Consider the following 23,683-nt stretch of genomic DNA (forward strand, 5'->3'; position numbering starts at 1 on the left):
ATTACTTTATGTGTTGTGTAAAAAACTTATTTAATTTTTGAGCGGCTTGGTATTGTTCAAGAATGAATTCATCCAAGTCATCTCTTAGAATAGTTTCGGGGGTAAATTTGGCAAAATAATACCAATTCTTATTAAAAATTAAGGGTTCTTTCGCCGCTGCTTCTTTTAGATGTTTGGGTAGAATTTTATTTTTTTCACCTCTAATTTCACCAAAGGTAGATAAGAAGTTTTCATCTTGATAAGCGCTTTGAAACTCTTCTAAATTCTCAGCAATTGCCTCTCGAACTTCTAAAAGTTGCTCCTTATCTAAGGTATAAACACCACCATATACGCGTAAATCTTCCGGACCCATTTCAAAATACAGGCCTGGTGTACTGTGATTTTTCTTTCCGCCTTCCACTAATACTGCAGAACGGTTGAGCTTATAAGGTGTTTTATCTTTAGAAAAACGTATATCTCTGTTAATTCTAAAAATACAATCTTTCGCCTCTAGTTCTCCCCATGCAGGGTTAATCGCTTTCCCTTTTTCAATAAGGTGCTCAACGAAGGCTTTCATTGGGTCTTTCACACTTTTGGTGTATCTCTTTCGATTTTCATCGAACCAATCTTTGTTATTGTTGGGTGCCAACTCTATAAAGAAGTCTAAATAATCTTGGGTGAAAAATGCCATAATTTAGTTTTGAAGTGGGAAGATAAGCAATAATTATTCTTCCTGCTTTTAGATTGTTATTGGAGGTAGAATTTCAGGATGAGAGTGATACTATTTCTTCTTTCGCACTACTGATTTAGAAAGTTTCTAACGTCAATGAAATACTCATTTTTCGTACATTCGCGACCATGGGGTATAGGATAGCTGTAAATGCAAGATTTCTATTGAAACACAAAATGGAAGGATTCGGGTGGTATACATTCGAAAACCTAAAGCGCATCGTTACCCAACATCCTGAGCACGAGTTTTTCTTCTTTTTTGACCGCCAATATGATCCTAAATTTGTGTTCGCCGATAATGTAACTCCTGTGGTGGTGCACCCGCAAGCTAGGCATCCAGAACTTTATAAAATTTGGTTTAACTATTCGGTGACCAGAGCCATTAAAAAGTACAAATGTGATGCATTTATCTCTCCTGATGGTTATTTGAGTTTACGAACGAAGGTTCCACAGCTCATCGTAATGCACGATTTAAATTTTGAACACAACCCGCAAGATTTACCCAAAAGTGCCCTGAATTATTATAAAAAGTACTTTCCCATTTTTGCTCAAAGGGCGAAAAGAATTGTAACTGTATCAGAGTTTTCTAAGCAAGACATCATTCAACAATATCATATTGCTCCGCACAAAATTGATGTAGGACACAATGGTGCCTCTCCTGTATTTAAACCCATTTCAGAGGAGGATAAAGAAATCGTAAAACAAAAATTTAGCAAGGGAAAAAACTACATTCTTTTTGTAGGAGCCTTGAGCCCGAGAAAGAACTTAGGTCGCTTAATTGCTGCTTTTGATGCGCTGCACCAAGAAGGACATAACGACCTTGAATTGGTAATTGTAGGTGAAGATTTGTTCAAATCTATGGAAACGAAGATAGAAGCTTCAACCAAGGTACATATACATTTTACGGGACATTTAAGTCAAACCGACCTTGCCCAAGTGGTAGCAGGCGCGCATATTTTTGCCTTTGTTCCTTACTTTGAAGGATTTGGTATTCCTTTATTAGAAGCCATGCAAAGTGGCGTTCCATGTTTGGCAGCAAATGCTACTTCACTCCCAGAAGTGGGTGGTGATGCTGTACTATACTGCGATCCTTACGATGTAATTTCTATAAAAGAAGGTTTAATTCGCTTAAAAGAAGATAAGACCTTGCGAAGCACTTTAAAAGAAAAAGGACCCCAAAGGGCCCTAAATTTTTCTTGGGATAAGAGTGCCGAAGTACTCTGGTCTGCCTTCCTTAAAATGATGGATTAATTCCAAGAAGCGCGCTCATAAATTTGTGTCCTAACCCTTCCCGAAGTAACATAAAACTTAACGTCTATAGGTTTGTTTAAATATTCCTCCTCGTGGTCGATTAAATCTGCGATGAAATCATCTTGATGCGTGACTTTAACCGCTGAGAAATACCCAACATTCACATGTGGTTCACCCAATAACATGTATACTTCATTTTGTGCTTCCAGGAAACCTATAAAATGTGGTTGAAACCTGCCTTTTCTTTCCACCAATTCCAACACGCGTTGGGTACTATTTTCCTCCGTTCTTATTTTTGAAAAAGCTAAATTCGGAAGCTCTTCGTAGAGATCAGTAGTTCTGAATTGTGTAAAAACAGGTTTTCCTTTTTCGTAATAAGTCCTTTTCTCCGAAAACATTGTTACTTCATTTTCCGAGTACTCATCATAGTTATGGAACACGGCCTGAAGGTTCTGCTCTTCATCAAAATAAAACACTCTAGTTCCTGATTTCCCATCAAACCCCTCCTGATATTTTTCCACAGCTTTCACCAATACACCTTCCAAGTAATATGCATCTACTTGCTCAACATAACCAGAATCAGCAATTTCAAAACGCAAACTCTTATCTACCACAAACTGCTCTATGGGCGTCAACTCTATCTCTTTTACAAAAGCCATAGATGGACCATTGTACGTTTCTGAGTTATTCGCTACATCTGATTCTCCCTGCTTCTCAGGCATAGGTATTAATGTAACTTCTTTATCTGCTATTGTTTTCTGCTCGCAGGCTGTTGTAAGTAACAACGCTGCTAAGGTAAATCCAAGTAGTTTGTGCATACTTTTTTATTTATGAATACAAAAATAGCATTTCGTAACAGATGTTTTCAAAGAAAAAAGTCCCGACAAATTGCCAGGACTCTCAAATTATTTTTGGTAAGAACTATTCAAACACCAAGGTCATTTCTACTCTTCTATTCTGAGCTCTCCCTTCCTCTGTATCATTAGAAGCTATGGGTTGTGTTTCACCGAAAAACAAGGTTTCTATTCTTTGTTCCTCTACCCCTTGTTCCATTAAATAGGCCTTTACTGCTTCTGCTCTTTCCTTCGATAACTGAAGGTTATTCTCTGGAGAACCAACGTTATCGGTATGACCTTCTATTTTTAAATTAAACTCATTGTTTTCCTTCAATACTTGAGCAAGTGCCTCTAATGAACTTAAAGAGGCATCCTTAATTACTGCTTTGGCAGTTTCGAACTCTAAGTTATCGAAAGCGGTTTGTATCACTTTTTTCACTTCTTCTTTTACTACAGGACAACCATTATTTTCTGGAACTCCAGGAGTTTTTACACAAACATCATCTTTATCGAGCACCCCGTCACCATCTGTATCAGGGTAAGGACATCCGTTGTTATCCTTTGGTCCGGCTACATCAACACATTCATCTTCTGGGTCTGCAATACCATCTTTATCGGTATCCGGACATCCATTGAATACTTTGAGTCCTGCCGTATTTGGACAAGCATCCTCGCTATCCTGAACACCATCTTGATCACTATCTGGACAACCTTCAAATTCCTCCAATCCTATAACATCGGGACAACGGTCATTTTTATCGATAATTCCATCCCCATCCGTATCTGGACATCCTTTGTTTACATGATTACCAGGAAGAGAAGGACATTCATCTTCACTGTCTTGAATTCCATCTCCGTCAGAATCTGGACATCCTTTAAAAGCTAAAACACCCGCATCATCCGGACACTTATCCTCCTTGTTTTTGATTCCATCTCCGTCTCTATCTGATTTCTTCACCTTGTTCACGACCTCTTGGGGTTCGCGTTCTTTGGCTTTACGTACCTTTTCTTTGGCCTGTTCCCTTTTATTTTTTTCTCTATTTCCAATAGCCACATTAAACCCTACGCGCGCTTGGAAGTGTTTGGCACTATATGGCAAGGTAATGCTTTGTGTAGAGGTGGTAGGATTTCCAAATTCATCTTCTTCTGAAACCGTACTGGTAAGATCAGCGGTATTAACAGCTAAAACATTATCTACAATGGCATGAATTTGAAAGGCACCTAAACCTAAAACTAGTCCTGCTCCAACATTAGAACGCTTATCTAATAAGGTATAATTGGCCGTTAATTGAATTTTACGAGTTAGGTTTTGGGTATAAGAAAGCGTAAGTGATGGACGTAAAGTTCCTCTGTACAACTCTCCGAAAAACAAAGCTCCGGCCTGCCCTTTCAGTTTAGGATTTTCTATCAACGTATAATTCGCTCCTACATAGAAACGCGTAATTAAAGAAGTAGTGAAGGAGTTTGTATTTCCATTCGTTTGAACTTGATTTTCAAACTCCTCACCCAGTGCAGTATAATGATCTCCGGCAGGGTCTGCAGTTGTATCTGAACTAAACAAAGAACTACTAAAATCTATTCCCGTGTAAGCGATGTCTACGTCTTGTGATTCAAAATTGATATTACCATTTTTCCAATTGATAAAACCAAGATCAATAACACTAGCGCTAACATTCAACTTTGGTGTAACGTTGTAAGAAGCTCCTAAATCTAAGGCTATCCCATAATTTCCGTTTACATTTCTGTAGTAGGCATCCATGGGGGCATTCTCCGTAGTATCTATCCCTGAGGTATACATGGCATAACGTCCAGTTACAGCTAAATCATACGTGGTAGTATCTGTAGTTAATTTAAACGTAGATGACTTCGTATAAACACTATTCATCCCACTTAATAATTTCACTTTAGCTCCAAAGGTCCATTTATCATTTACTTTTCTTTGGTAACCCAATCCAAAACTTCTGTAATGAAAGGCGTCAACACCCATATTTGAAAAATCTAAAACACCCTCTGTTTCCTCAAAATTTCCATTACCGGTAAAGGGGAAAGTTAGTAAATCTTTAGGGAGGGTTACACGGGTGAAAATATTTTCATTTGCCGTAAAGTGTATATAATTCTTCTCTCTGATTTTGAAACCAAATGAAAGTAGCTCTACATTAATGCTTGCACCAACATAGTTCTTTTGGTTCCACAAATTGGTTAAGTGATTCACACGTAGACGAGTACCCGTTGGGGTATTTTCAAATAAATCTTTCGGCGTTGCCAAATTGTTGGTGAAATTAAAGTACAGGGAAGAAATTGCTGGTATACCAATGTAAATTTTCCCATCAACCGTATTGGCAGGATTGGTGTAAAGCGTGTGTTGCAAACTAGAGAGTGTATACAAACTATAATCTTGCTGAGCGCGAACTTGTGTTACCAAAGTTAATACAAGTAAAACTAGGCTCGTTTTAAAAAACATACTATTTCTCATCACTTGTATTAATTAGAAAGGTTAACATTAAGATTGATTTTCGCGGAGAGTGAAACCGTTAATTCATACTCAGGGTAGAATTTCACATCTTGCTGCTGATCTGCATTAGTGGTGTTTAAGTTTGCTCTATATACCACCTTTTTGGTTCCTCCAGAAATTAGATTTTGCAGCTGACCGTTGTTCAGAGGTACATCTGTTATTCTTCTAGAACTCTCTACCACCTTACCATAATTAGGGTCTGTTACAGGAAGAGAAACATCAACAATTCCGGCTGGAATCAAATTATCTAAACTCGGGTTGGCAAAGAGTGAATCTAGCACCACATCATTTTCATCTAAGAAATAAATTTGCGCACCCAATGCCAAGGGCAAACCGTTATCACTAATAATTCGAATAGTTGCGCGGTTTACATCTTTATCGTCAAAGTTAGATTCTGGATCTAAATCCAAGGCTTCTCCCAAATCTAAATCGGAGGTGTCTTGAAAAGAGAAGTTGTATGCATATCCAAATATGGGCAAGATTACTTCCACATCTCCCCAGGCCATGGCATCACTGCTTAAAAAATTCTGACTGAAACCATCTGGATTTGTTTCTGCTGCTAGTTCGTAAACGATGTTGTCTGGACTCGCATCTATCAACTGAGATAAACTCGGTGTTGTATTACCATTGTTTATACTGTGAAAAAAGTCTGCTGTATCCCCTAAAAAACTTGCCCCTGGTATGGTTGGTATATTCGTTAAACCAGGTCCTCCTAAACTCTGACTTGAACCAGAATTTCCATCGTATAAACCTGAGAAATTAATTCCCAGTGGTAACCCTGCAGAAGAACGTATGTATAAATTCAATTGTGGATCGGCAAAATGTAAATCACCTGAAATAAAATTATTAAACACCGGTAAATCTTGGGTATCCTGCGCTACTATATTTTGGAAATTTCCAAAGTATCCGAATATACTCTCAAAGCCTGTGAGGTCTAGATTCAGATCAAAAGAAATACTTTCCGTACCGGTGTAGGGCTGTCCTGTCTTGGTAAGTGTAACATCAACCACAACCTCTAATTCATTATTGGTTTGTCCACCCTTGGTTAAATCCATCACGTAGTTAGACAAATCTATATTGAGCATTTCCTGTGTAGGTGTGGACCCTTGAAAAGATAAATCTACAGTAGTGTTAAAAGAATTCCCGTTTTGTTTTAGGTAGGGGATGGAAATATTCAAGGTAACATCGTGCTGCATGTCTGTAAAGGCATCTATGTTCAATGTTCCGGATGACAAACGTATACTATCTACCTCTTCTCCATTGGAAAAAGCGAAGGTTTCGCTCAGGGTTTCTCCAAAATTAACACTGGTGCCAGCTGGTGCAAAACTAAAAGCTGTTACGGTAGAAGGTGGCACTGAAACAGCATAGTTTAAATTTTGACTTGGTAATTCTATTAATTCACCGGCGTTAAATTCAAAAATATTCTGTCTGTAAACCAAGCGAAATAATTCATCCGCATCATTGTAAATTAGTTCACCTTCATCAAATTCTTTTTCTAAGTCTCCGAGGTTAATGGTTGCTTTTGCCAAAGGTATTGCAAAGCTGGGATCAGCCTCAGACAAGTCTAGCTTATCTACCTCAAAGGTTTCTTTTTTACAGCTTACAATAATTCCAACCAATAGCAGTGGCAAGATAAAGTAGCTTAGTGGGTACTTTTTCATAGGGTTAATTTTTCAAAACAAAGGTAGGCTAAAACTACCTTAGAAAAAAGAAAAAGTCCTATATATCCCTTAGGTTAAATCCTGATTTTAATTCAATTATTTAAGCATTAATGGAAGTTGAATAGATGATTAAATTTTGTTCAACTTGACTTAAAACGAGTAGTTCTTGCGTAGCTTTGTTGTACACAAATGATAATAATCCTTCGCCTTCTTTTGGCCAATCTTTCACCAATTCCCCCTCGTTGTTGAAGAGGTAAATATTATTTTCTAATTGGTCAAGGATTAAAGTATAATATCTGCCCTGTACTTCTAGAGTATGAATTTGCGTAACTTCTTGGTTACTTTTATTGAGTCTGGTCAGAGCATCCCCATAAGCCGAGTATACTATAATCACCCCGTCTTTTAAACCGTAGAAATAATTGGCGTCTTTCCAAAATTTGTTTCCGTCCACACTTCCTACAACTTCACCGGCTATGTTTAACAGTTCTTGTTTTTCATTTTGGTTGAGCACGGCAATCACATCTCCGCCTGATTTTAGCTGCAAGGGAGAAAAGTTAGCAACCTTGTTTTTTAGTTTGGACTTTTCTAATTCAACACAGTACGCCTGTTCTTCTGTTCTTACCCAAGCACTTAAGGTTCCTTTTCTGTTTAAACCATGAATTTCTCCAATTATAGCTTGCTGTGCCGTTTTTTGAATGATCAATTCCATTCCTTTGGCATTTAGCATAATTACTTCGCCTACATGGGTTCCAAAAATATATTTCGACTCACCTCTCCAAGATACTGCAGCGAAATTTGCTGTTAAGGCCTGCTCAAAGTTTACAGGAAATCCACTTACATTATTACCGTTTAGGTCTAAGATATGAAAGGATTGCTCGGTAGTGAAAGCGATTTGATGCTTCTTATTTTGGTAAACATCCACCACCTGTACATCTTTAATTTCTCCTTCTATTTTTCCGTCCCATATTCTTTTCCCTTCAGAGGAGAATAGAAAATAAGCTCCGTCTTTAGCACTCACAAAATAAGAATAGGCTCCTCGTATATGGTCCCAAATAGGCAGTATATTTTGCATGGCTTTTCCAACCGCAATGGTTCTCACTTTACTTCTCTGGTCTCTATCAGAAGGCCTTATCTCTCCTTCAATTTTATCCACTTTAAAACTTTGAAGTTCTGAATAACTAATAGAAGTTGCCCGTTTATCTTCCACCTTTCTGTAATGTACTTCTCGGGTTAAATCTCCATAAATCCTATTCTGTTTACTCACATTTAACGCCAATGTTTTCCCCAATTTATAGTGTAAGGCAATTTGTTTACAAAGGGCTTCTGATTCTGCAAGAACTACCTTATCCTCAACTTCCAAAACATAAATCGCTTTCCCCTTTTTTGGAAAATCACTTGTTAGTTGGAAACCTTCAAAATGCTTTACTTCATTCTCCAAATAGTTGGTATCCACTTTATCGCTTTTCTCCAACAATATTAGAATGGGGTTTTGTTGCGCGCTGTAATCTGAGATAATAAATGTCTGACCTTTTAACTCACCTTTGACTATGCCCTTATCTACCCACTCGGCCATTAAACCCTTTGCGTAAACACTGTCATGATGTTGTAAATAAGCGTATTGATAAAAAGTATAATCTTCCACTTCTTCCGGAACTAAATAAGCAAAATTCAGCTGGTCATCTACCGCACTTCCGAAAGCTTCGTGTGCCAATTTACTTTTGTATTGGTAATTCCCTTGTTGGGTTTTGTAAATATCTGTATTGGCCCCAGTAGTAAAATCAACCGTACTTGCGGAGGCATTTTTGTCGTTTAGGCCTATAAAACTTAACTTTTCTTCATTGAGTTGGATATCCTTCTTTGCCACCAAAAGGTAATCACCATTGTTATACTTTATCTCTGAAGGGTGAAGGTTTAACTGATCGGCAAAGTCCTTTAGTTCTTCTGGGTTCCACTTTCCTTTTTTCTGAGCAATGAAAAAGGGTCTATTGGCTGAAAAATAATATTTGAATTGCGTGTATGGAGGAGTAATTTGTAAGTGTAAATAAGGATTTTTTGCAGGCAATAGCTGTGCTGCATCTTCAATTTCTGACCAACGATTAACCACTAAAACAACACTGTCTTGGTCATTAAAAACAAACTCTGGGTGATAAGAAAACTTCTCTTTTTCTATCAATGAAAATCCTGAATATGCTATCCAAGCTAAACTTCCCAAAAGAAGAAGGACAATCAAAACTGCTCTCATAGACCTCTAAATTAATTCAATTCTCCATCAAGGCATGTAGGCACATGAAAAGATGCAAACATTCTAACTTTAAAAAACTAAAATTTTAGAGAAAGTTGTTCATCAGAAAGCAACTTAAAACTCTTTCTATGGTAAGGCGTTTCTCCATGCTCGAAAATGGCTGCTCTATGTTTTTTGGTAGGATAACCTTTGTTCTTTTTCCAATCATAATATGGAAATTCTTCATGCAGCTCTTCCATAATATCATCTCTGTAGGTTTTGGCTAAAACGGACGCCGCGGCTATGCTTAAAAACCTTCCATCACCCTTTATCATACAGCTATGTGCTACTTCTGGATAGGGGTTAAAACGATTTCCATCAATCAGTAAATGTTCAGGTCTTAATTCCAATTGGTCTATGGCCCTGTGCATCGCCAAAAAACTAGCATTTAAAATATTGATTTCATCTATCTCTTTATGGTCAACTATTCCAACTCCAAAACTTAAGGCATGTTCTTCTATAATCGGTCGCAACAAATAACGTTGTTTCTCGCTTAATTTTTTTGAATCATTTAAGAGATCGTGCGTGAAGTCCTGTGGTAATATAACAGCGGCTGCCACAACTGGTCCAGACAAACAACCTCTTCCAGCCTCGTCGCACCCCGCTTCTACGCGGCCTTCAACTTCAAATGCTAATAGATTTCCCATAGTGCTACAAGATTACAAAATTCTGAGCTTGTAGTAGGTATAAGGCATAAAAGTTGTAGTCTTAGAACTGTAAAAAAGTGAAGCAACTTTTCCTAAGCTTTTTACGTTTAATTGTTTAAGAAACTCAATTATTACTAACTTTAGTGAAAATTGCTTGACTATAAAATATAAAACATGAAAAAATTATTTGCATTCTTATTGGTAGTAACCTGCAGCTTTTTAAGCTTTGGACAAGAAAACCAAGCTGTAGCTCAAGGCACAGAAACTACGTTTAGCGAAAATGTAGCAAAAGGAGTTTTTAGCTTTATTCTACCAGAAGGAACAAGTGCAGAAGAGGTTGAAAAAAACAGTGCTTATTACACATCTTTTTTCACAGTTGAATACGATGCTACAACGCGCAAAGCAACTTTAAAAATGGCGGATAACACAGCAGAATCAAGACACGTTGTGGTGCGTTTTTTAATCTCAAACAAAGTAAGAACAGTAAAGCTAGGGAATACAGAATACACTGTTTCTGAATTCTACGAAAAGCATTTAAAATAAAAAACCTTAATTACCGTAGGGCCGCTACTAATTTTTGTAGCGGCTTTTTTTGTGCCAAAAGTTTTGTATACCCCCTGAAAGTTTATTTTTGAACTATGGCTACTGGCACTCCACATATCTTTTTTATTGCCCCCTATCCCAAAGGAGCTGCTCCCTCGCAACGTTTTCGATTCGAACAATACCTAAGCTTTCTCGAAAAAGAAGGTTATAGTTATGAATTCCATCCCTTTTATGATGAGGATGCCTGGAAAACCTTGTACGCAGAAGGTCAAGTTTTAAAAAAATCTTACCACCTCCTGCGTAGTTTTTGGAGGCGTTTTTTGCTCTTGTTTCAACTCCGAAAAGCCGATTTTATTTTTGTCCACAGAGAAATGTCGCACGTTGGTCCACCCATTTTTGAATGGATTACCACTCAACTTTTAGGCAAGAAAATTATATATGACTTCGACGATGCTATTTGGCTGCCAAATTATAGCGAACAAAATGCACGTTTTCAGCAATTAAAAATGTACAAAAAAGTGTTTCGCATTATGCGTTGGGCTCACTTAATAAGCGCGGGTAATGAATTTTTATGTTCTACCGCACGCAAGTACAACTCCAAAGTAAATTTCATACCTACCACTATAGATTTAAATTATCATCAATCTCCTCCTCGAAAAAAAGGAAGGCTTACCGTAGGTTGGACAGGTACACATACCACCGCTAAATATTTGCACGCTGTATTACCTGTACTAGAAAAATTACAATCCAAATACGATTTCGATTTCTTGGTAATTTCTAACGAAAACCCAGCCTTTGCTTTGCCCAACTTTACCTATATCCCTTGGAATAAAACCACAGAGATACAAGATTTAAATAGCATAGATATAGGTATTATGCCTTTGGAAGACAGTGTGTGGACCCAAGGAAAATGTGCTTTTAAAATACTCCAATACATGGCACTATCTAAGCCCTGTGTTGCTTCTCCTGTAGGGGCGAATTTGTCGGTAATAGAAGAAGGGGTTAACGGACGATTTGCCAAAAGCGAAGAAGAATGGTTCTATGCATTGGAAGAACTACTTAGCAATGAAGACTTGCGTATCCAACTCGGTAAAAAGGCATTTGAAACCGTTCGAGAAGGATATTCTGTTGAAGCCAATCAAGAAAAATACCTTAAATTATTTCAGAAATAGAGCTTAAGCCCGCTCATAACTAGGCAAATTCCTAACATTTTTTTACTTTTGAATTCCTAAAATTTAAGACAAGAAATGGGTAGAGCATTTGAATATCGCCGAGCTGCGAAAGAGAAACGATGGGATAAGATGTCGAAATTATTCCCAAAACTTGCTAAGGCCATCACTATGGCGGCAAAAGAAGGAGGAGATGATCCTGCTATGAATGCTACTTTGCGTACTGCGATTCAAAACGCGAAGGCGCAGAACATGCCAAAAGACAATATTGAAAACGCGATAAAAAGAGCAACTTCTAAGGATGTTGAGAACTTTACAGAAGTAAACTACGAAGGTAAAGGTCCACATGGTGTATTGGTTTACGTAGAATGTGCTACAGACAATACAACTAGAACAGTTGCCAACGTTAAATCTTACTTCAATAAAGCAGGTGGTTCTGTAGTTCCAAATGGATCTTTAGAATTCATGTTTAACCGTAAGGCTGTATTTAGAATTGAAGAAAACTTAGACGCCATAGACGTTGAAGAACTTGAGTTTGAATTAATCGATGCAGGTTTGGAAGAAATCGTTAAAGAAGACGATAACATTACTGTTTACGGTGACTACACAAGCTTCGGTACTTTACAAACTGCCTTGGAAGAGAAAAATATTGAAGTAGCGAAAGCAAACCTTCAACGTATACCTACAAGCTCTGTTGAATTTACAGAAGAGCAATTGGTAGACATAGAAAAGATGTTAGACAAGATAGAGGATGACGATGATATCCAACAAGTCTTTACAAATATTGCTTAATACTTAAAGCATAAAAAAAGCCGAGTGAATCATCACTCGGCTTTTTTATTTGTCATCGTTTTTAGCTGATATTATAGCGTGTCTACTACTTTCAATACCGGTTTCAAGATATACTTTCCGTTTCCAGTTTGGTGAACAGAAGCTTCTGCGTCAAAGTCTATCAATAACTCTACTCCATCATCTGGAATATTTACGTTCTTAATTTTCAATCCTGATTGTTGACCAGAAGGAGTCTTTAGATCATAGTAAACGCTGTCTACTAATACAGTGTTGGCGTCTCCTAATAAAAATCTTAATTCTGTAATAACACCCACTGGTAAAGATGCATCGTATGCTACCTCAAATGAGTTTGTGTCTTGGTATTCTAATAAATCGTAAATCCCTTGATTTGTCGGTAGGTCATACCATCCCGATTGGTTGGGATCATCTGCATCAATTTGTGCACTTACTTGTTCTATTTCTACGTTCACCTCTTGGTAATCACCAGGTGCGTCTGTCATTCTTATGCGTAAAGATGCTTCTTCACTTTTATTACATGAGAAAAGTAATACTGATAATGCAAGTAATGATAAAATCTTGTTTTTCATGGTTCTTTTTCTTTTAGTACACTTCAAAGGTAGAGCCTTGTTGAAGCGAAACCAAAGAATCCATGATATTCGAGAAGCTGAATTATTATTCGTGGGTAATCTCCAATTTAAAGCCTATACCATGTACGTTTTCTATGCTAACTTTTTGGTCCTGACTTAAATATTTGCGCAATTTGGTGATGAAAACGTCTAAACTTCTTCCTACGAAGTAATCATCTTGCCCCCAAACAGCGTTTAAAACGATCTCTCTGGGTAATACCTGATTTTTAAACTTACAAAGCATGGCTAAAATTTGTGCTTCCTTTTTTGTAAGCTTCTTTTCAAACTCAGGATGGGTGAGCATGTAGTTGTCTTTGTCGTAAGTATAACTCCCTAATTTCACCAGGTGCTCCTCCTCTTCTTCTACATCAACATTAACGCGCTTAAGCAAAGCTTTTACCCTAAACTGAAGTTCTTCGTGCGAAAAGGGCTTGGTTAAATAATCATCTCCCCCTGCTTTAAAACCTTCAATTTTATCCTCTGTCATAGATTTGGCCGTCAAGAATAAAATGGGCACATCTGCATTTACCTTTCTCACATCTCTTGCCAACATAAAACCATCTTTCTTGGGCATCATTACATCGAAAATACACAGGTGAAAATGGTCTTCATTAAAAGCTTTAAATCCTTCTTTCCCGTCAGAGGCCAAGTGTACGTCATAGCCCAATGACTTTAATTGATCTGCAATGATGAATCCTAAACTAGTATCGTCTTCGCATAAAAGAATCTTTGCTTTCATATCTATTATTTAAAAGGTAAAAAGATGGTAAATGTTGTTCCTTCGCCTAAATTACTATTTACTTTAATACTTCCGCCATGTTGCTCTACGATCAATTTCACATAGTATAGCCCTAAGCCAAATCCTTTTACATTGTGAAGATTACCTGTAGGAACCCTGTAGAATTTATCGAAAATCATGCGTTGATCTTCTTTTTTCATACCAATTCCATTATCGGTTATCTTCAAAGCAACTCCTTGGTTGTAATTATTGGTAACAATATGTATATCAGGATTCACTTCACAATACTTAATGGCATTGTCCAGCAAATTAAAAATTACATTGGTGATGTGTACCTCATCGGCGAACACCTCATCTTTACGTGCATTCAATTCTAAGGAAATTTGCCCTTTATCTTTTAATTGATTGAACTCAAAATTGTCTTTGGCTTCCTCTAGAATTTCATGCAGAGAGAAAACAGATTTACTCAATTTCAACTCTTCTTTATCGAGCTTGGCAACATTTAAAACTCGTTCTACTTGATTCTCTAAGCGTTTATTTTCCTTGTAAATAATACTTGCATAGCGCTCAAGTCTTTCCTTGTCTTGCGATAAATCCTCTCTCAATATCGTTTCACTCGAAAGGGCGATGGTTGAAATGGGCGTTTTCAACTCGTGGGTCATGTTATTGATGAAATCGGTCTTGACTTCTGAGAGTCTTTTCTGACGAATAATCACACGAATTGAATAAGCAAAAAACAATAAAATAAATGCGACGATGGCAATTAAATACATCCAAGGAGATCTACTTCTTGGGTAATTGGCCAAAGAGATGGGGGTTACATTGGGAAAGAAAACCGTAAAATAATGTCCATCCTCTTGGTCCCAATCTAAATTGGGTGAAGTGATACCGGCTACCGTATCTGATATAGGTTCGTAGTATTTTTCTGTAGAATAACGAATGATGTTTCCAAAAACGATACTGTCGTTGAAACAATCGTAAATACCGTACTGAAAACTTTGGGTGATGTTCTGGTCGTAAAACTCGCGTTTTAATAATTGCTCTAGGTAATAAGGATGCAGATCTTCGTTAATATCTACTTGGTAGTAGTTCGTGCTGACTTGTTTAACCCTACCGTAAAGGTCAGAACTATCAGCGATATAGGTAGAAATTTCTTCCGTCACGTTTCTGAGTGCTACCTTCACTTGTTCATGAAACTGACGCAATTGTAAACTGTCTTGTTTTGCTTGTATATTGATATTGGTTTCTTGCGCCTTGAGGGTACTGTTGATCCAAAAAGCTTGAATAACCAAAATGCTGAGAATAGAACATATTCCCAGCACAATTACGGTATTGATAGTTTTTCTTTGCAAACTCTAATTATTGGGCGTCCAACCAAGCAAGGATTCCACCTTCTAGGTTGTACAAGTTCTCCAAACCATGGTTCTGCTCTAAGTAGGCAATAACATTTGCACTACGCGCACCTGATCTGCAGTGAACTACAACTTTCCCTTCTTTTTTAAAAGCCTCTACATTGTTTGGCACTTCATTCATAGGTATAAGTTGAGCATCCATGTTTGCTTGATCGTACTCGTATTGTTCTCTTACATCAATCAAAGTGAAATTTTCATTGGCTGCTTGCCATTGCTTTAGTTCTTGAACATTAATAGATTTCATTCCATTTAAATTTTGGACTCCACAAAACTCGTGGTAGTCAATTAAAGTAGTTTGTTTATTTTCTTTTCGTGTTAACGGATTGTTCTCATCCTTTTGAAAGCTTAAATTAAACGTTTCTTGTGTAAGTCCATTGTAAAACATCATTTTCTCACACAGCACCTCGCCAATTCCTGTGATTACTTTGACCACTTCCAAGGCCTGCATACTCCCCATAATACCCGGTAAAACTCCTATTACTCCTGCTTCAGAGCAACTTTTAACTTCTCCTGCAGCAGGTGGTTGTGGGTAAATATCTCTGTAATTCGCAGATCTACTTCCATCCTTTTTAAGGAAATTAAATACGGAAAGTTGACCTGTAAATTCATTGATAGAAGCGTGAACGTTTACTTTATCTTTTAAAACACAAGCATCATTAATAAGGTAACGCGTGGGGAAATTATCTGTTCCATCTACTACGATGTCGTAGTCTTCTATTACCTCAAAAATATTGTCTGCTTGTAGGGAAAGATCAAATACTTCGAAATTTACGTAAGGGTTTTGGGCTTTCAAATGTTCTACAGCTGCCCGCGTTTTTTTACTACCAACATCTTCCACTTTGTAAAGGGTTTGACGTTGCAAATTAGAAACATCCACGGTATCAAAATCTACGATTCCTATGTTCCCAACACCTGCAGCACATAAATAAGAAAGTAAGGGGGATCCTAGTCCACCCGCACCAACTACAAGTACACGTGCCTCCTTTAATTTCAATTGGGCTTCTTCTCCAAAACCTTGTAAAATTAAATGACGATTATATCTTACTTTTTCTTTCTCTGTTAACACAAGATAAAGGTAATCATCCTTGCTTTACCCCCTTGTCGTTTTGACGAAAAATCTTTCTTCTTTTAACTTCCGTTGGCCGACAAGTTTTTCGTATTTCGTCCTTTGTTCACGTAAGAAATTTCTATGTTCTCTATTTTAGCACGTTGATGAAATTCTCGTATGATGTCTTTAATGTCTTCGGCCATGTGTACAACACGTCGTTTGTCTATAACAACCTTCGCTTCTCTGGGAATACTATCAAAAGTTGCATTTAAAGAAGCCTTGTTTAAAAAGGTCATGTGTTCCGATAACAACACTACATATTTCTCTTCGCCATCTACCTCCTTTTTTTCCAAATAATGAGAAAGCTTGAAGTTATCATAGAGTATAAAAAGCACAGACACCACTAAACCTAAAGCGATTCCTTTGAGTAAGTCTGTAGCTAATATGCCAACTATGGTAACCATGAAAGGGATGAACTCCGTCCAACCTCTTGCAAACATTTGTTTAAACAAGCTCGGTTTGGCCAACTTGTATCCTACCACAAAAAGAATGGCAGACAAAGATGCAAAAGGAATTAGATTCAGTATGAAAGGGATAGTAAATACACAAATCACCAAAAACACACCGTGATAGACTGCAGCCATTTTCGTTTTACCACTGGCCTCTATATTCGCCGATGAACGTACAATTACTTGGGTAATGGGCAAACCTCCGATAACACCAGCAACAATATTCCCTATCCCTTGGGCCATTAACTCTCGGTTGGGAGGTGTTGCATGTTTCTCCGGGTCTATTTTGTCTGTAGCTTCTACACACAACAAGGTTTCTATGCTGGCTACTATGGCTATAGTAAAAGCTGCTATCCAAACACCCGTATTTGTAATTCCTGCAAAATAAGGCAAGACAATTAAATCCTGAAAAGATCTCCCCTCCACAGCAACGTCCACTCGGTGGGTTGGTATAATTTCCCAACTAGTTCCTTGCGTTAAATACGTGAAAACAATACCCAATACAACCACCACTATGGCCCCTGGTAAAGTTCCTAAAATGGATTTTTTAATAAAGTCGCGCTCCCAAACAATAAGTATGAATAGAGAAATTAATGTTAAACCAAGGATAACAGGAGAAATGGCTCCTTCCGTGGTGAACATGATTTTCAATTCTTCGAAAAAGGTGTATTGTTCATTTACATTATCGTAATCTCCCAAAGTATCAGCATCAAAACCAAAACCATGGGTAATTTCCTTTTTGATCAAAATCAATCCTATGGCAGCCAACATACCTTTAATGACCACATTGGGGAAGTAGTAGGCAACAAAACCTCCTTTCAAAAATCCTAAAATCAATTGAATCACACCTGCGATTACCACAGCAAGAAAAAGCATGCGCAAGGCGTACATAACCGGATCCATTCCCTCGGGTATCGTTCCATTTCTAAATCCTTCGGTAGTAGAAAGTATAATGGCAATTAAACCCGCTGCCGGACCAGAAACTCCAATTCTAGATCCGCTCACAGCTCCTACAACAACTCCTCCTATGATTCCCGCAATAATACCAGACATAGGCGGAACACCAGAAGCTAAAGCTATACCTAAACAAAGCGGTAGAGCTACTAAAAAAACCACAACTCCTGCTTTTATATCGGCTGCGGTATGACGAAATATATTTTCCATTGTGTAAATGAAGGAATCGGATGAATGTGAACTTAAGGTAGGTAAAATAGAGACATAAAAAAAGTCCCCATGAACTACATGAGGACTAATTTACAATAATATATAAGACTTTTTCTTGTATTGATTTTTATCAACGCAAGATCTTAGTCTATCACCTTCAATTCCTTACCAACTTTAATGAAGGCAGCAATTGCTTTGTCTAAGTTTTCTTTAGTGTGACCCGCAGAAATTTGCGTTCTAATTCTCGCTTTTCCTTTCGGTACAACTGGGTAGAAGAATCCGATTGCATAAACACCTTCTTTCAATAACATGTCAGCAAATTTTTGTGACAATGCTGCATCATACAACATGATAGGAACGATAGGAGAATCTCCTTTTACGATGTCAAATCCTGCTTCGATGATGGCTTTTTTAAAGTAAGCTGTGTTTTCTTCTAACTTATCTCTCAACGAAGTATCTGTACTCAAAATATCAAATACTTTGTTTGCCGCTCCTACGATAGAAGGTGCCAAAGAGTTAGAGAATAAGTAAGGTCTAGATTTCTGACGCAACATTTCAATCACTTCTTTCTTACCTGTAGTGTAACCACCCATGGCTCCACCCAAAGCTTTTCCTAAAGTACCTGTAATGATGTCTACTCTATCCAAACAGTTGTGGTATTCTGGAACTCCACGACCTGTTTTACCGATAAATCCTGCAGAGTGACACTCATCTGTCATGACCAATGCATCGTATTTATCTGCCAAATCACAAATCTCATTCATTTTAGCGATGTCACCGTCCATAGAGAAAACTCCATCAGTAACAATGATTCTAAAACGTTGGTCTTGTGCTTTTTTCAATTGCTCTTCTAAGTCAGCCATATCGCTGTGCTTGTAACGGTAACGTTGTGCCTTACACAAACGTACACCATCAATAATAGAAGCGTGGTTCAATTCATCAGAGATAATTGCATCTTCATCCGTAAACAAAGGTTCGAAAACTCCACCGTTTGCATCAAAAGCAGCTGCGTAAAGAATTGTATCTTCTGTTCCGTAGAAGTCAGCAATACGTCCTTCCAATTCTTTGTGAATATCTTGCGTACCACAGATAAAACGAACAGATGACATACCAAAACCGTGTGTATCTAAGGCATCTTTAGAAGCTTGAATAACTTCTGGGTGAGACGACAAACCAAGGTAGTTGTTGGCACACATAATCACTACATCTTCTCCAGTGCTTACGTGTACTTCTGCACCTTGAGGCGTAGTAATGATACGTTCTCTTTTAAATAAACCGTTTTCTTCTATAGCTTTTAACTCACTTGCTAAGTGATCTTGTATTTTTCCGTACATAATTTCCTGTTTTCAGAGGCACGAAGATAATTAAAAATTAGGGGAAAGGCAATCTAGTACACAGGAGCTTTCAGCTTGTGAAAAAGGAGCTCGTTATCTTCTTCAGAAAGTTGATTGGTCCATCCTAAGAAATAAGCATTAATGGAGTCTACCTCTAATTTATTTACATCCTTATAAGACTCCAACATGATAGAATTTTGATATTTCTTTTCAATTTCATCAAACTTAAAAAAGGAATATTCTTGCGTTGGATATAAATCAACTGCTCCAAACAAATGTAAAAATTCATGAGCAATTACAGCCGCGCTTTTACCTTCTATGATAGCAAATTCAACGCTATGATCTGTTGCGGTATTCCAAGCATTCCCCTTTACATCTTCGTAATAGGCATTCATGAAATACATGTGAGCGATGTTTTCATATTCATATTTATCGCGCAACACAGCATTAAAACTTTGTAAATCATTAATTCTTACATAGCTTGCCAAATTCTTGTTTACAGCAGCTCGGTTAGCTCTCCCCATGTATTTGGCAATGCCATCCGACCAATTCATATAATCCTTATACTTTGAAACTCCAGATTTGTAAAAAGCTTTATCGTAATGTTCAAAACTCACTTTAGCATTTTTCTCCTTTATGCTTTTTCTCTTAAATTGATCATGATTAACCAACTTAATTTTTAATGAAACCCCATAATTTGCAGCCTGATCTTCGATCCAATCAATAGCCTTTTTAATAGAATCTTGTGTACTCGCTAAATCAAAAGCAGTATATGGATGATGCTTTTCAACATCAACGAAAGCTGCATATAAAATCACTGAATCTTTCAACAAACCACATACATTTTTGTCTCGCGTATCAGGAATCTTTTCCATTTCTTGATAAACATAGGTTGGCTCTAGGGTAATACAGGCGGTTAAGAAAAAGACCAAAAATGCAAGTAGTAGTTTCATAGGGGTTATTTTATATTTTATAAGCTCTAAAATAGAATTTTGTTACAAATATTTACTCCCCTCTCTCTTCGCTAAAGTTGAAAACTCATGTTCCTCCAAAAAGGCTTTTACAGCTTCTGGGTTATACTTAGAATATTGGCGTAAACTCCAACCTATGGCTTTTTGTATGAAGAATTCTTTGTCACCTTTTAAAGTCAAGATTTGTTTTTTGAGCAAGTCAAAATCTACATCGTCTTTGTATTTTAATTGAAAAATCAAAGTGGAACGCTGTAGCCACAAATGACCAGAAGCGGTAAAGCGCTCTACCATGTATGGAATTTGCTCGGGGTGCTTTTTACAATGGAAACCAAGAATTGTAGAGGCAATATAATCCACGCTGTCCCACCAGTCTTTATGGGTCAACAAGAATTCGATAAAGGCCAAATCATCGGGATGATGAAATTTCTTTTGTTGTTTGGCAAAGAGTTCTTGAGCAATGTATTGGGCTTCTCGCTCTGGGAAATCCCACAATTCTTTGACCAAGGCGCGGTAATCAAAATCAGCATCTTTTAAGGGAAGTAAAGCAAAAAACTCCTTTTGAATTTCTTTACGCTGAGGAGATTTAATACCAAAAGAGGCAAACCTATTCTTAAGGTAGGCGCTCATTTTTTCTGCGGTGCTCTCTTTGCGCTCCGCTTCTAATTTTTCTCGTATGATTTCTGCGTACTCGCTCATTTCTCTCTTCTAATTAATTCTACATGTAGTACTTATCTCGATATCTCGATATCTCGACTCCGCTCGACAACCTTGGTTTTAACCTTTCATTTTGAAAAAGAAACTTTCATTTACAAGGCGAAATGATATTCCATCTGACCTTCTACTGACTGTTGGACTCCGCTTGATAAACTTGTTTTTATTCTATCGTTACTTAATGTTTTCTTTCTTCAGAACTTGATAAATAAGCTTTGGCTGCTTCAATTTCTGAAAGTGCAGCGTCTAATACTTTTTGTTTTTGAGCGGCGATGGCTACATCATTGTTTTTGCGTAAAGTGTCTATTTCGTTTTGAAGTTCTTGTGCTCTAAATTCCATGAGTCCGACTAATGATCTTAAGTAAAGTGGAACAAATTTTTCCGCATCTCCTAAACCACGTTCTGCGACTTGTTGATAGATCTTCCAATTTTCTGCCAAAACAGAAATATCTTCATCTTTCAAATACAAGGTGAAGGCACCTAGCATAGCACTGTAGGTTCCATCATTCATAGTGTTGGTATTTAGATGTGATGTAAAGAAATTCAACTGCTCCTTCTCTCCTATTTCAGCATATAAATCCGATAAGGCAATCAAGATAGAATTGGCTTGTTCCTTTTCAAATTTAGCGGCCCATTCTAAAGCCAATTTGGGTTGTAATCCACCTAAAACACTCAAGGCTTCACCTTTCACCAACCAAGAAGCATCCTCTTTTAACAGTTGCACACACAAAGCCTGTAATTTCGATTTCTTTTCCTTATACCTCAATAGGTGCAAGGCTCTTTGTCGAACTTGAGGTTTAGCATCCTTAAGTGCTAATTCGGCGATGATATTTAGTGCTTTTTTACGTTGATCTTTGTTGAGTTTACCCACCATGGTCAACGCTTCATAACGCACTGCCCAAAAAGGATCATTTAAAGCTTCAAGGACAATATTTTTCAACGCCTCAGAAGAACTTTCCTTTACGGCTTGTAAGACCTCATACCTGTCTAAATAATTCTCTCGCTGGTGGTATTGATTCACAAAAAAGGCATCTGGTTTATCCGTACTTACCTCTGCCAACAAGCTGTTATCACCATCTAAAATAAAGTTCTCCAAACTTCCATCCAATGGAAATTCAAAAACTTCGTATTCATCCTCTATTCTGATGTTATAGGTATAGTTACCTTTTGAGGTATACACCATAAATTTCAAAGGCAATTGGTACAAAGGAGCCTTCATCAAGTTTTGGTTTTGGTGAATTTTCACTTTTAACACGCTGTCTTTCACTTCATGATTTACAATCAAATTCGGAACGTAATCATCCAAAAACCATTGGTTAAAAAACCAGTTCAAGTCTTCTCCACTTACCTTTTCAAAAGCCAAACGCAGATTATGAATTTCAACGCTTTGGTAACTATTTTCTTCCAGGTAATACTTGATGGCATCAAAGAACAAATCATCACCTAAATAAGTGCGCAACATGTGTAAAATACGTCCCCCTTTGTTGTAAGAGTGACCATCGAACATGTCTTCTTTATTTTCGTAATCAAACCAAATCATGTTATGGTGACCAGCAAATGCGGCTGAATTATAAAAACCAAAAGCTTCTTGTTGGGCATTGTAGGCTGCTTCTTCCTTTCCATATTTAAATTCATCCCACAAGTACTGTGAGTAATTAGCAAAGGACTCATTCAAAGGCAGGTTAGACCAGCTCTCACAGGTCAACAAATCTCCGAACCAATGGTGAAACAATTCGTGCGCTATGATGTCATCACTGTTTTTGTCCAAAGCTTCTGCTTCCGTTCTGTATACAAAATCACCAAAAACTACTGCCGAAGTATTTTCCATGGCCCCCGAAACAAAATTCCTTACAATAATCTGACTGTATTTATCCCAAGGAAATTCTACACCCAATAATTTGGAAAAATGCTGAATCATCTCTCCCGTATTTCCAAAAATCTGTTTTGCTTCCCCTTGCCACTCGGGTTCTACATAATAACTTAATGGAAGTATTCTTCCGCTCGCCAAGCGCACACTGTCTTTGATTTCTACAAAATTCCCCACTGCCATCATGCTTAAATAAGGTGCATGCTCCAACTCTTGTTTCCAGTGGTAAACCCAAGCATCCTCAGATTTCTGAATATCAATCAAGGCTCCATTCGAAAGGGCCATGCTATTCGGTTCTACAGTAATATAGATGTCTTGCGCGTGTTTTTGGTTGGGTGTATCCACAGTCGGAAACCAAGCTGAACTCGCTTCTGTTTCGCCTTGCGTCCAAAGCTGGGGCATTCTTCCTCCCTGTTCTTTTTTAGGATTGATAAAATAGAGTCCTTTCGCTTCAGTAATGGCAGCACTACCTTCAGCTTCCAACTCTTCTGGAAAAGCAGTATACACAATGTTTATGGCCAAAGTATCTTTCCTAGTGAATGAACCCGGCAAAGTGATTTTCAAGACCAACCCATCATAGGTATAGTGCAATGTTTCACCTTTCATACTTATCGTTTCAAACGCCATAGATTTTGCATCTAAAACCAACTCTGATATAGGGCGGTAATGAGGTGTGAAAACCAATTTTTCTTTTCCTTTCAAAGCACTATTTTCCCAATCGAAAGCCACCTCTAATTCTGTATGAATAAGGTTTACATGTTGGGTTTCTGAGGCATGATAAACGGGTTGTTTTATCCCCTCTAAGGCTTGAGAAAATGTAAAGTTCGCAAATGAACCCGCGATAAGTAAACTTGAAAATAGTTGAGAAATACGCATAGCTATGAATATCAATTTTGACGTAA

19 protein-coding genes are annotated in these 23,683 nt (G+C 37.6%); 4 read left to right on the top strand and 15 right to left on the bottom strand.

Features of this window, described 5'->3' with window-relative positions; translation table 11 throughout:
- Position 1 precedes the first annotated feature (1 nt).
- Positions 2 to 670, bottom strand: a complete 669-nt coding sequence (locus BM327_RS14865; protein ID WP_090252728.1) for a DUF2461 domain-containing protein — start codon at positions 668 to 670, stop codon at positions 2 to 4.
- 167 nt (positions 671 to 837) lie between these two features.
- Between BM327_RS14865 and BM327_RS14870 the strand changes: the two genes are divergently transcribed.
- Entirely contained in the window at positions 838 to 1,959 is a 1,122-nt protein-coding gene (locus BM327_RS14870) for a glycosyltransferase family 4 protein (RefSeq protein ID WP_090252731.1), read from the top strand.
- Here BM327_RS14870 and BM327_RS14875 read toward each other — a convergent pair.
- The 5 genes from BM327_RS14875 to BM327_RS14895 form a co-directional block, all read right to left on the bottom strand.
- Positions 1,956 to 2,777, bottom strand: a complete 822-nt coding sequence (locus BM327_RS14875; RefSeq protein WP_090252735.1) for a hypothetical protein — start codon at positions 2,775 to 2,777, stop codon at positions 1,956 to 1,958. The two genes, BM327_RS14870 and BM327_RS14875, sit on opposite strands and share 4 nt — an antisense overlap.
- Positions 2,778 to 2,880: 103 nt before the next feature.
- On the bottom strand, positions 2,881 to 5,217 hold the full coding sequence (locus BM327_RS14880; RefSeq protein WP_170853778.1) for a DUF5723 family protein: 2,337 nt from the start codon (positions 5,215 to 5,217) through the stop codon (positions 2,881 to 2,883).
- A gap of 59 nt (positions 5,218 to 5,276) precedes the next feature.
- On the bottom strand, positions 5,277 to 6,968 hold the full coding sequence (locus BM327_RS14885) for a hypothetical protein (protein WP_090252743.1): 1,692 nt from the start codon (positions 6,966 to 6,968) through the stop codon (positions 5,277 to 5,279).
- A 100-nt stretch (positions 6,969 to 7,068) separates the two neighbouring features.
- Positions 7,069 to 9,210 carry a hypothetical protein gene (locus BM327_RS14890; RefSeq protein ID WP_090252748.1) on the bottom strand — a complete coding sequence of 714 codons (2,142 nt, stop codon included), beginning with the start codon at positions 9,208 to 9,210 and terminating at the stop codon, positions 7,069 to 7,071.
- 77 nt (positions 9,211 to 9,287) lie between these two features.
- Positions 9,288 to 9,896, bottom strand: coding sequence for a ribonuclease HII (locus BM327_RS14895; RefSeq protein WP_090252752.1), 609 nt, complete (start codon positions 9,894 to 9,896; stop codon positions 9,288 to 9,290).
- 174 nt (positions 9,897 to 10,070) lie between these two features.
- Here BM327_RS14895 and BM327_RS14900 point away from each other — a divergent pair, with 174 nt between their 5' ends.
- The 3 genes from BM327_RS14900 to BM327_RS14910 all read left to right on the top strand — a co-directional run bounded on the left by BM327_RS14900 (position 10,071) and on the right by BM327_RS14910 (position 12,400).
- Positions 10,071 to 10,439: a hypothetical protein gene (locus tag BM327_RS14900; RefSeq protein WP_090252756.1), complete on the top strand. Its 369-nt coding sequence runs from the start codon at positions 10,071 to 10,073 to the stop codon at positions 10,437 to 10,439.
- A 95-nt stretch (positions 10,440 to 10,534) separates the two neighbouring features.
- Entirely contained in the window at positions 10,535 to 11,611 is a 1,077-nt protein-coding gene (locus BM327_RS14905; protein ID WP_090252759.1) for a glycosyltransferase family 4 protein, read from the top strand.
- Positions 11,612 to 11,686: 75 nt separating this feature from the next.
- Positions 11,687 to 12,400: a YebC/PmpR family DNA-binding transcriptional regulator gene (locus tag BM327_RS14910; RefSeq protein ID WP_090252764.1), complete on the top strand. Its 714-nt coding sequence runs from the start codon at positions 11,687 to 11,689 to the stop codon at positions 12,398 to 12,400.
- A gap of 71 nt (positions 12,401 to 12,471) precedes the next feature.
- On the opposite strand, the gene BM327_RS14915 is transcribed toward BM327_RS14910, so the two are convergent.
- From BM327_RS14915 to BM327_RS14955, 9 genes are all read right to left on the bottom strand, one after another.
- Positions 12,472 to 12,987 (bottom strand): DUF4382 domain-containing protein, encoded by a 516-nt coding sequence (locus BM327_RS14915; RefSeq protein ID WP_090252769.1) that lies wholly within the window; start codon positions 12,985 to 12,987, stop codon positions 12,472 to 12,474.
- Between the two features lie 85 nt (positions 12,988 to 13,072).
- On the bottom strand, positions 13,073 to 13,765 hold the full coding sequence (locus BM327_RS14920) for a response regulator transcription factor (protein WP_244526235.1): 693 nt from the start codon (positions 13,763 to 13,765) through the stop codon (positions 13,073 to 13,075).
- Positions 13,766 to 13,770: 5 nt separating this feature from the next.
- Positions 13,771 to 15,117: a sensor histidine kinase gene (locus tag BM327_RS14925; protein WP_139230408.1), complete on the bottom strand. Its 1,347-nt coding sequence runs from the start codon at positions 15,115 to 15,117 to the stop codon at positions 13,771 to 13,773.
- A gap of 7 nt (positions 15,118 to 15,124) precedes the next feature.
- Positions 15,125 to 16,243 carry a ThiF family adenylyltransferase gene (locus tag BM327_RS14930; protein ID WP_090252786.1) on the bottom strand — a complete coding sequence of 373 codons (1,119 nt, stop codon included), beginning with the start codon at positions 16,241 to 16,243 and terminating at the stop codon, positions 15,125 to 15,127.
- Positions 16,244 to 16,305: 62 nt separating this feature from the next.
- Positions 16,306 to 17,898, bottom strand: coding sequence for a SulP family inorganic anion transporter (locus BM327_RS14935; RefSeq protein WP_090252791.1), 1,593 nt, complete (start codon positions 17,896 to 17,898; stop codon positions 16,306 to 16,308).
- A 143-nt stretch (positions 17,899 to 18,041) separates the two neighbouring features.
- The gene (gene kbl / locus BM327_RS14940; RefSeq protein WP_090252795.1) at positions 18,042 to 19,232 is read right to left on the bottom strand and encodes a glycine C-acetyltransferase; all 1,191 of its coding nucleotides are present in this window, start codon (positions 19,230 to 19,232) and stop codon (positions 18,042 to 18,044) included.
- Between the two features lie 53 nt (positions 19,233 to 19,285).
- The gene (locus BM327_RS14945) at positions 19,286 to 20,185 is read right to left on the bottom strand and encodes a hypothetical protein (protein ID WP_090252798.1); all 900 of its coding nucleotides are present in this window, start codon (positions 20,183 to 20,185) and stop codon (positions 19,286 to 19,288) included.
- Positions 20,186 to 20,227: 42 nt separating this feature from the next.
- The gene (locus tag BM327_RS14950; protein ID WP_090252802.1) at positions 20,228 to 20,899 is read right to left on the bottom strand and encodes a DNA alkylation repair protein; all 672 of its coding nucleotides are present in this window, start codon (positions 20,897 to 20,899) and stop codon (positions 20,228 to 20,230) included.
- 193 nt (positions 20,900 to 21,092) lie between these two features.
- A complete protein-coding gene (locus BM327_RS14955) occupies positions 21,093 to 23,657 on the bottom strand; it encodes a M1 family metallopeptidase (RefSeq protein WP_090252806.1) in 2,565 nt (854 codons plus the stop codon).
- Between the last annotated feature and the right edge of the window lie 26 nt (positions 23,658 to 23,683).

Origin of the sequence: Lishizhenia tianjinensis, from assembly GCF_900116425.1 — a bacterium.
In the GTDB taxonomy this organism is placed as follows: domain Bacteria; phylum Bacteroidota; class Bacteroidia; order Flavobacteriales_D; family Crocinitomicaceae; genus Lishizhenia; species Lishizhenia tianjinensis.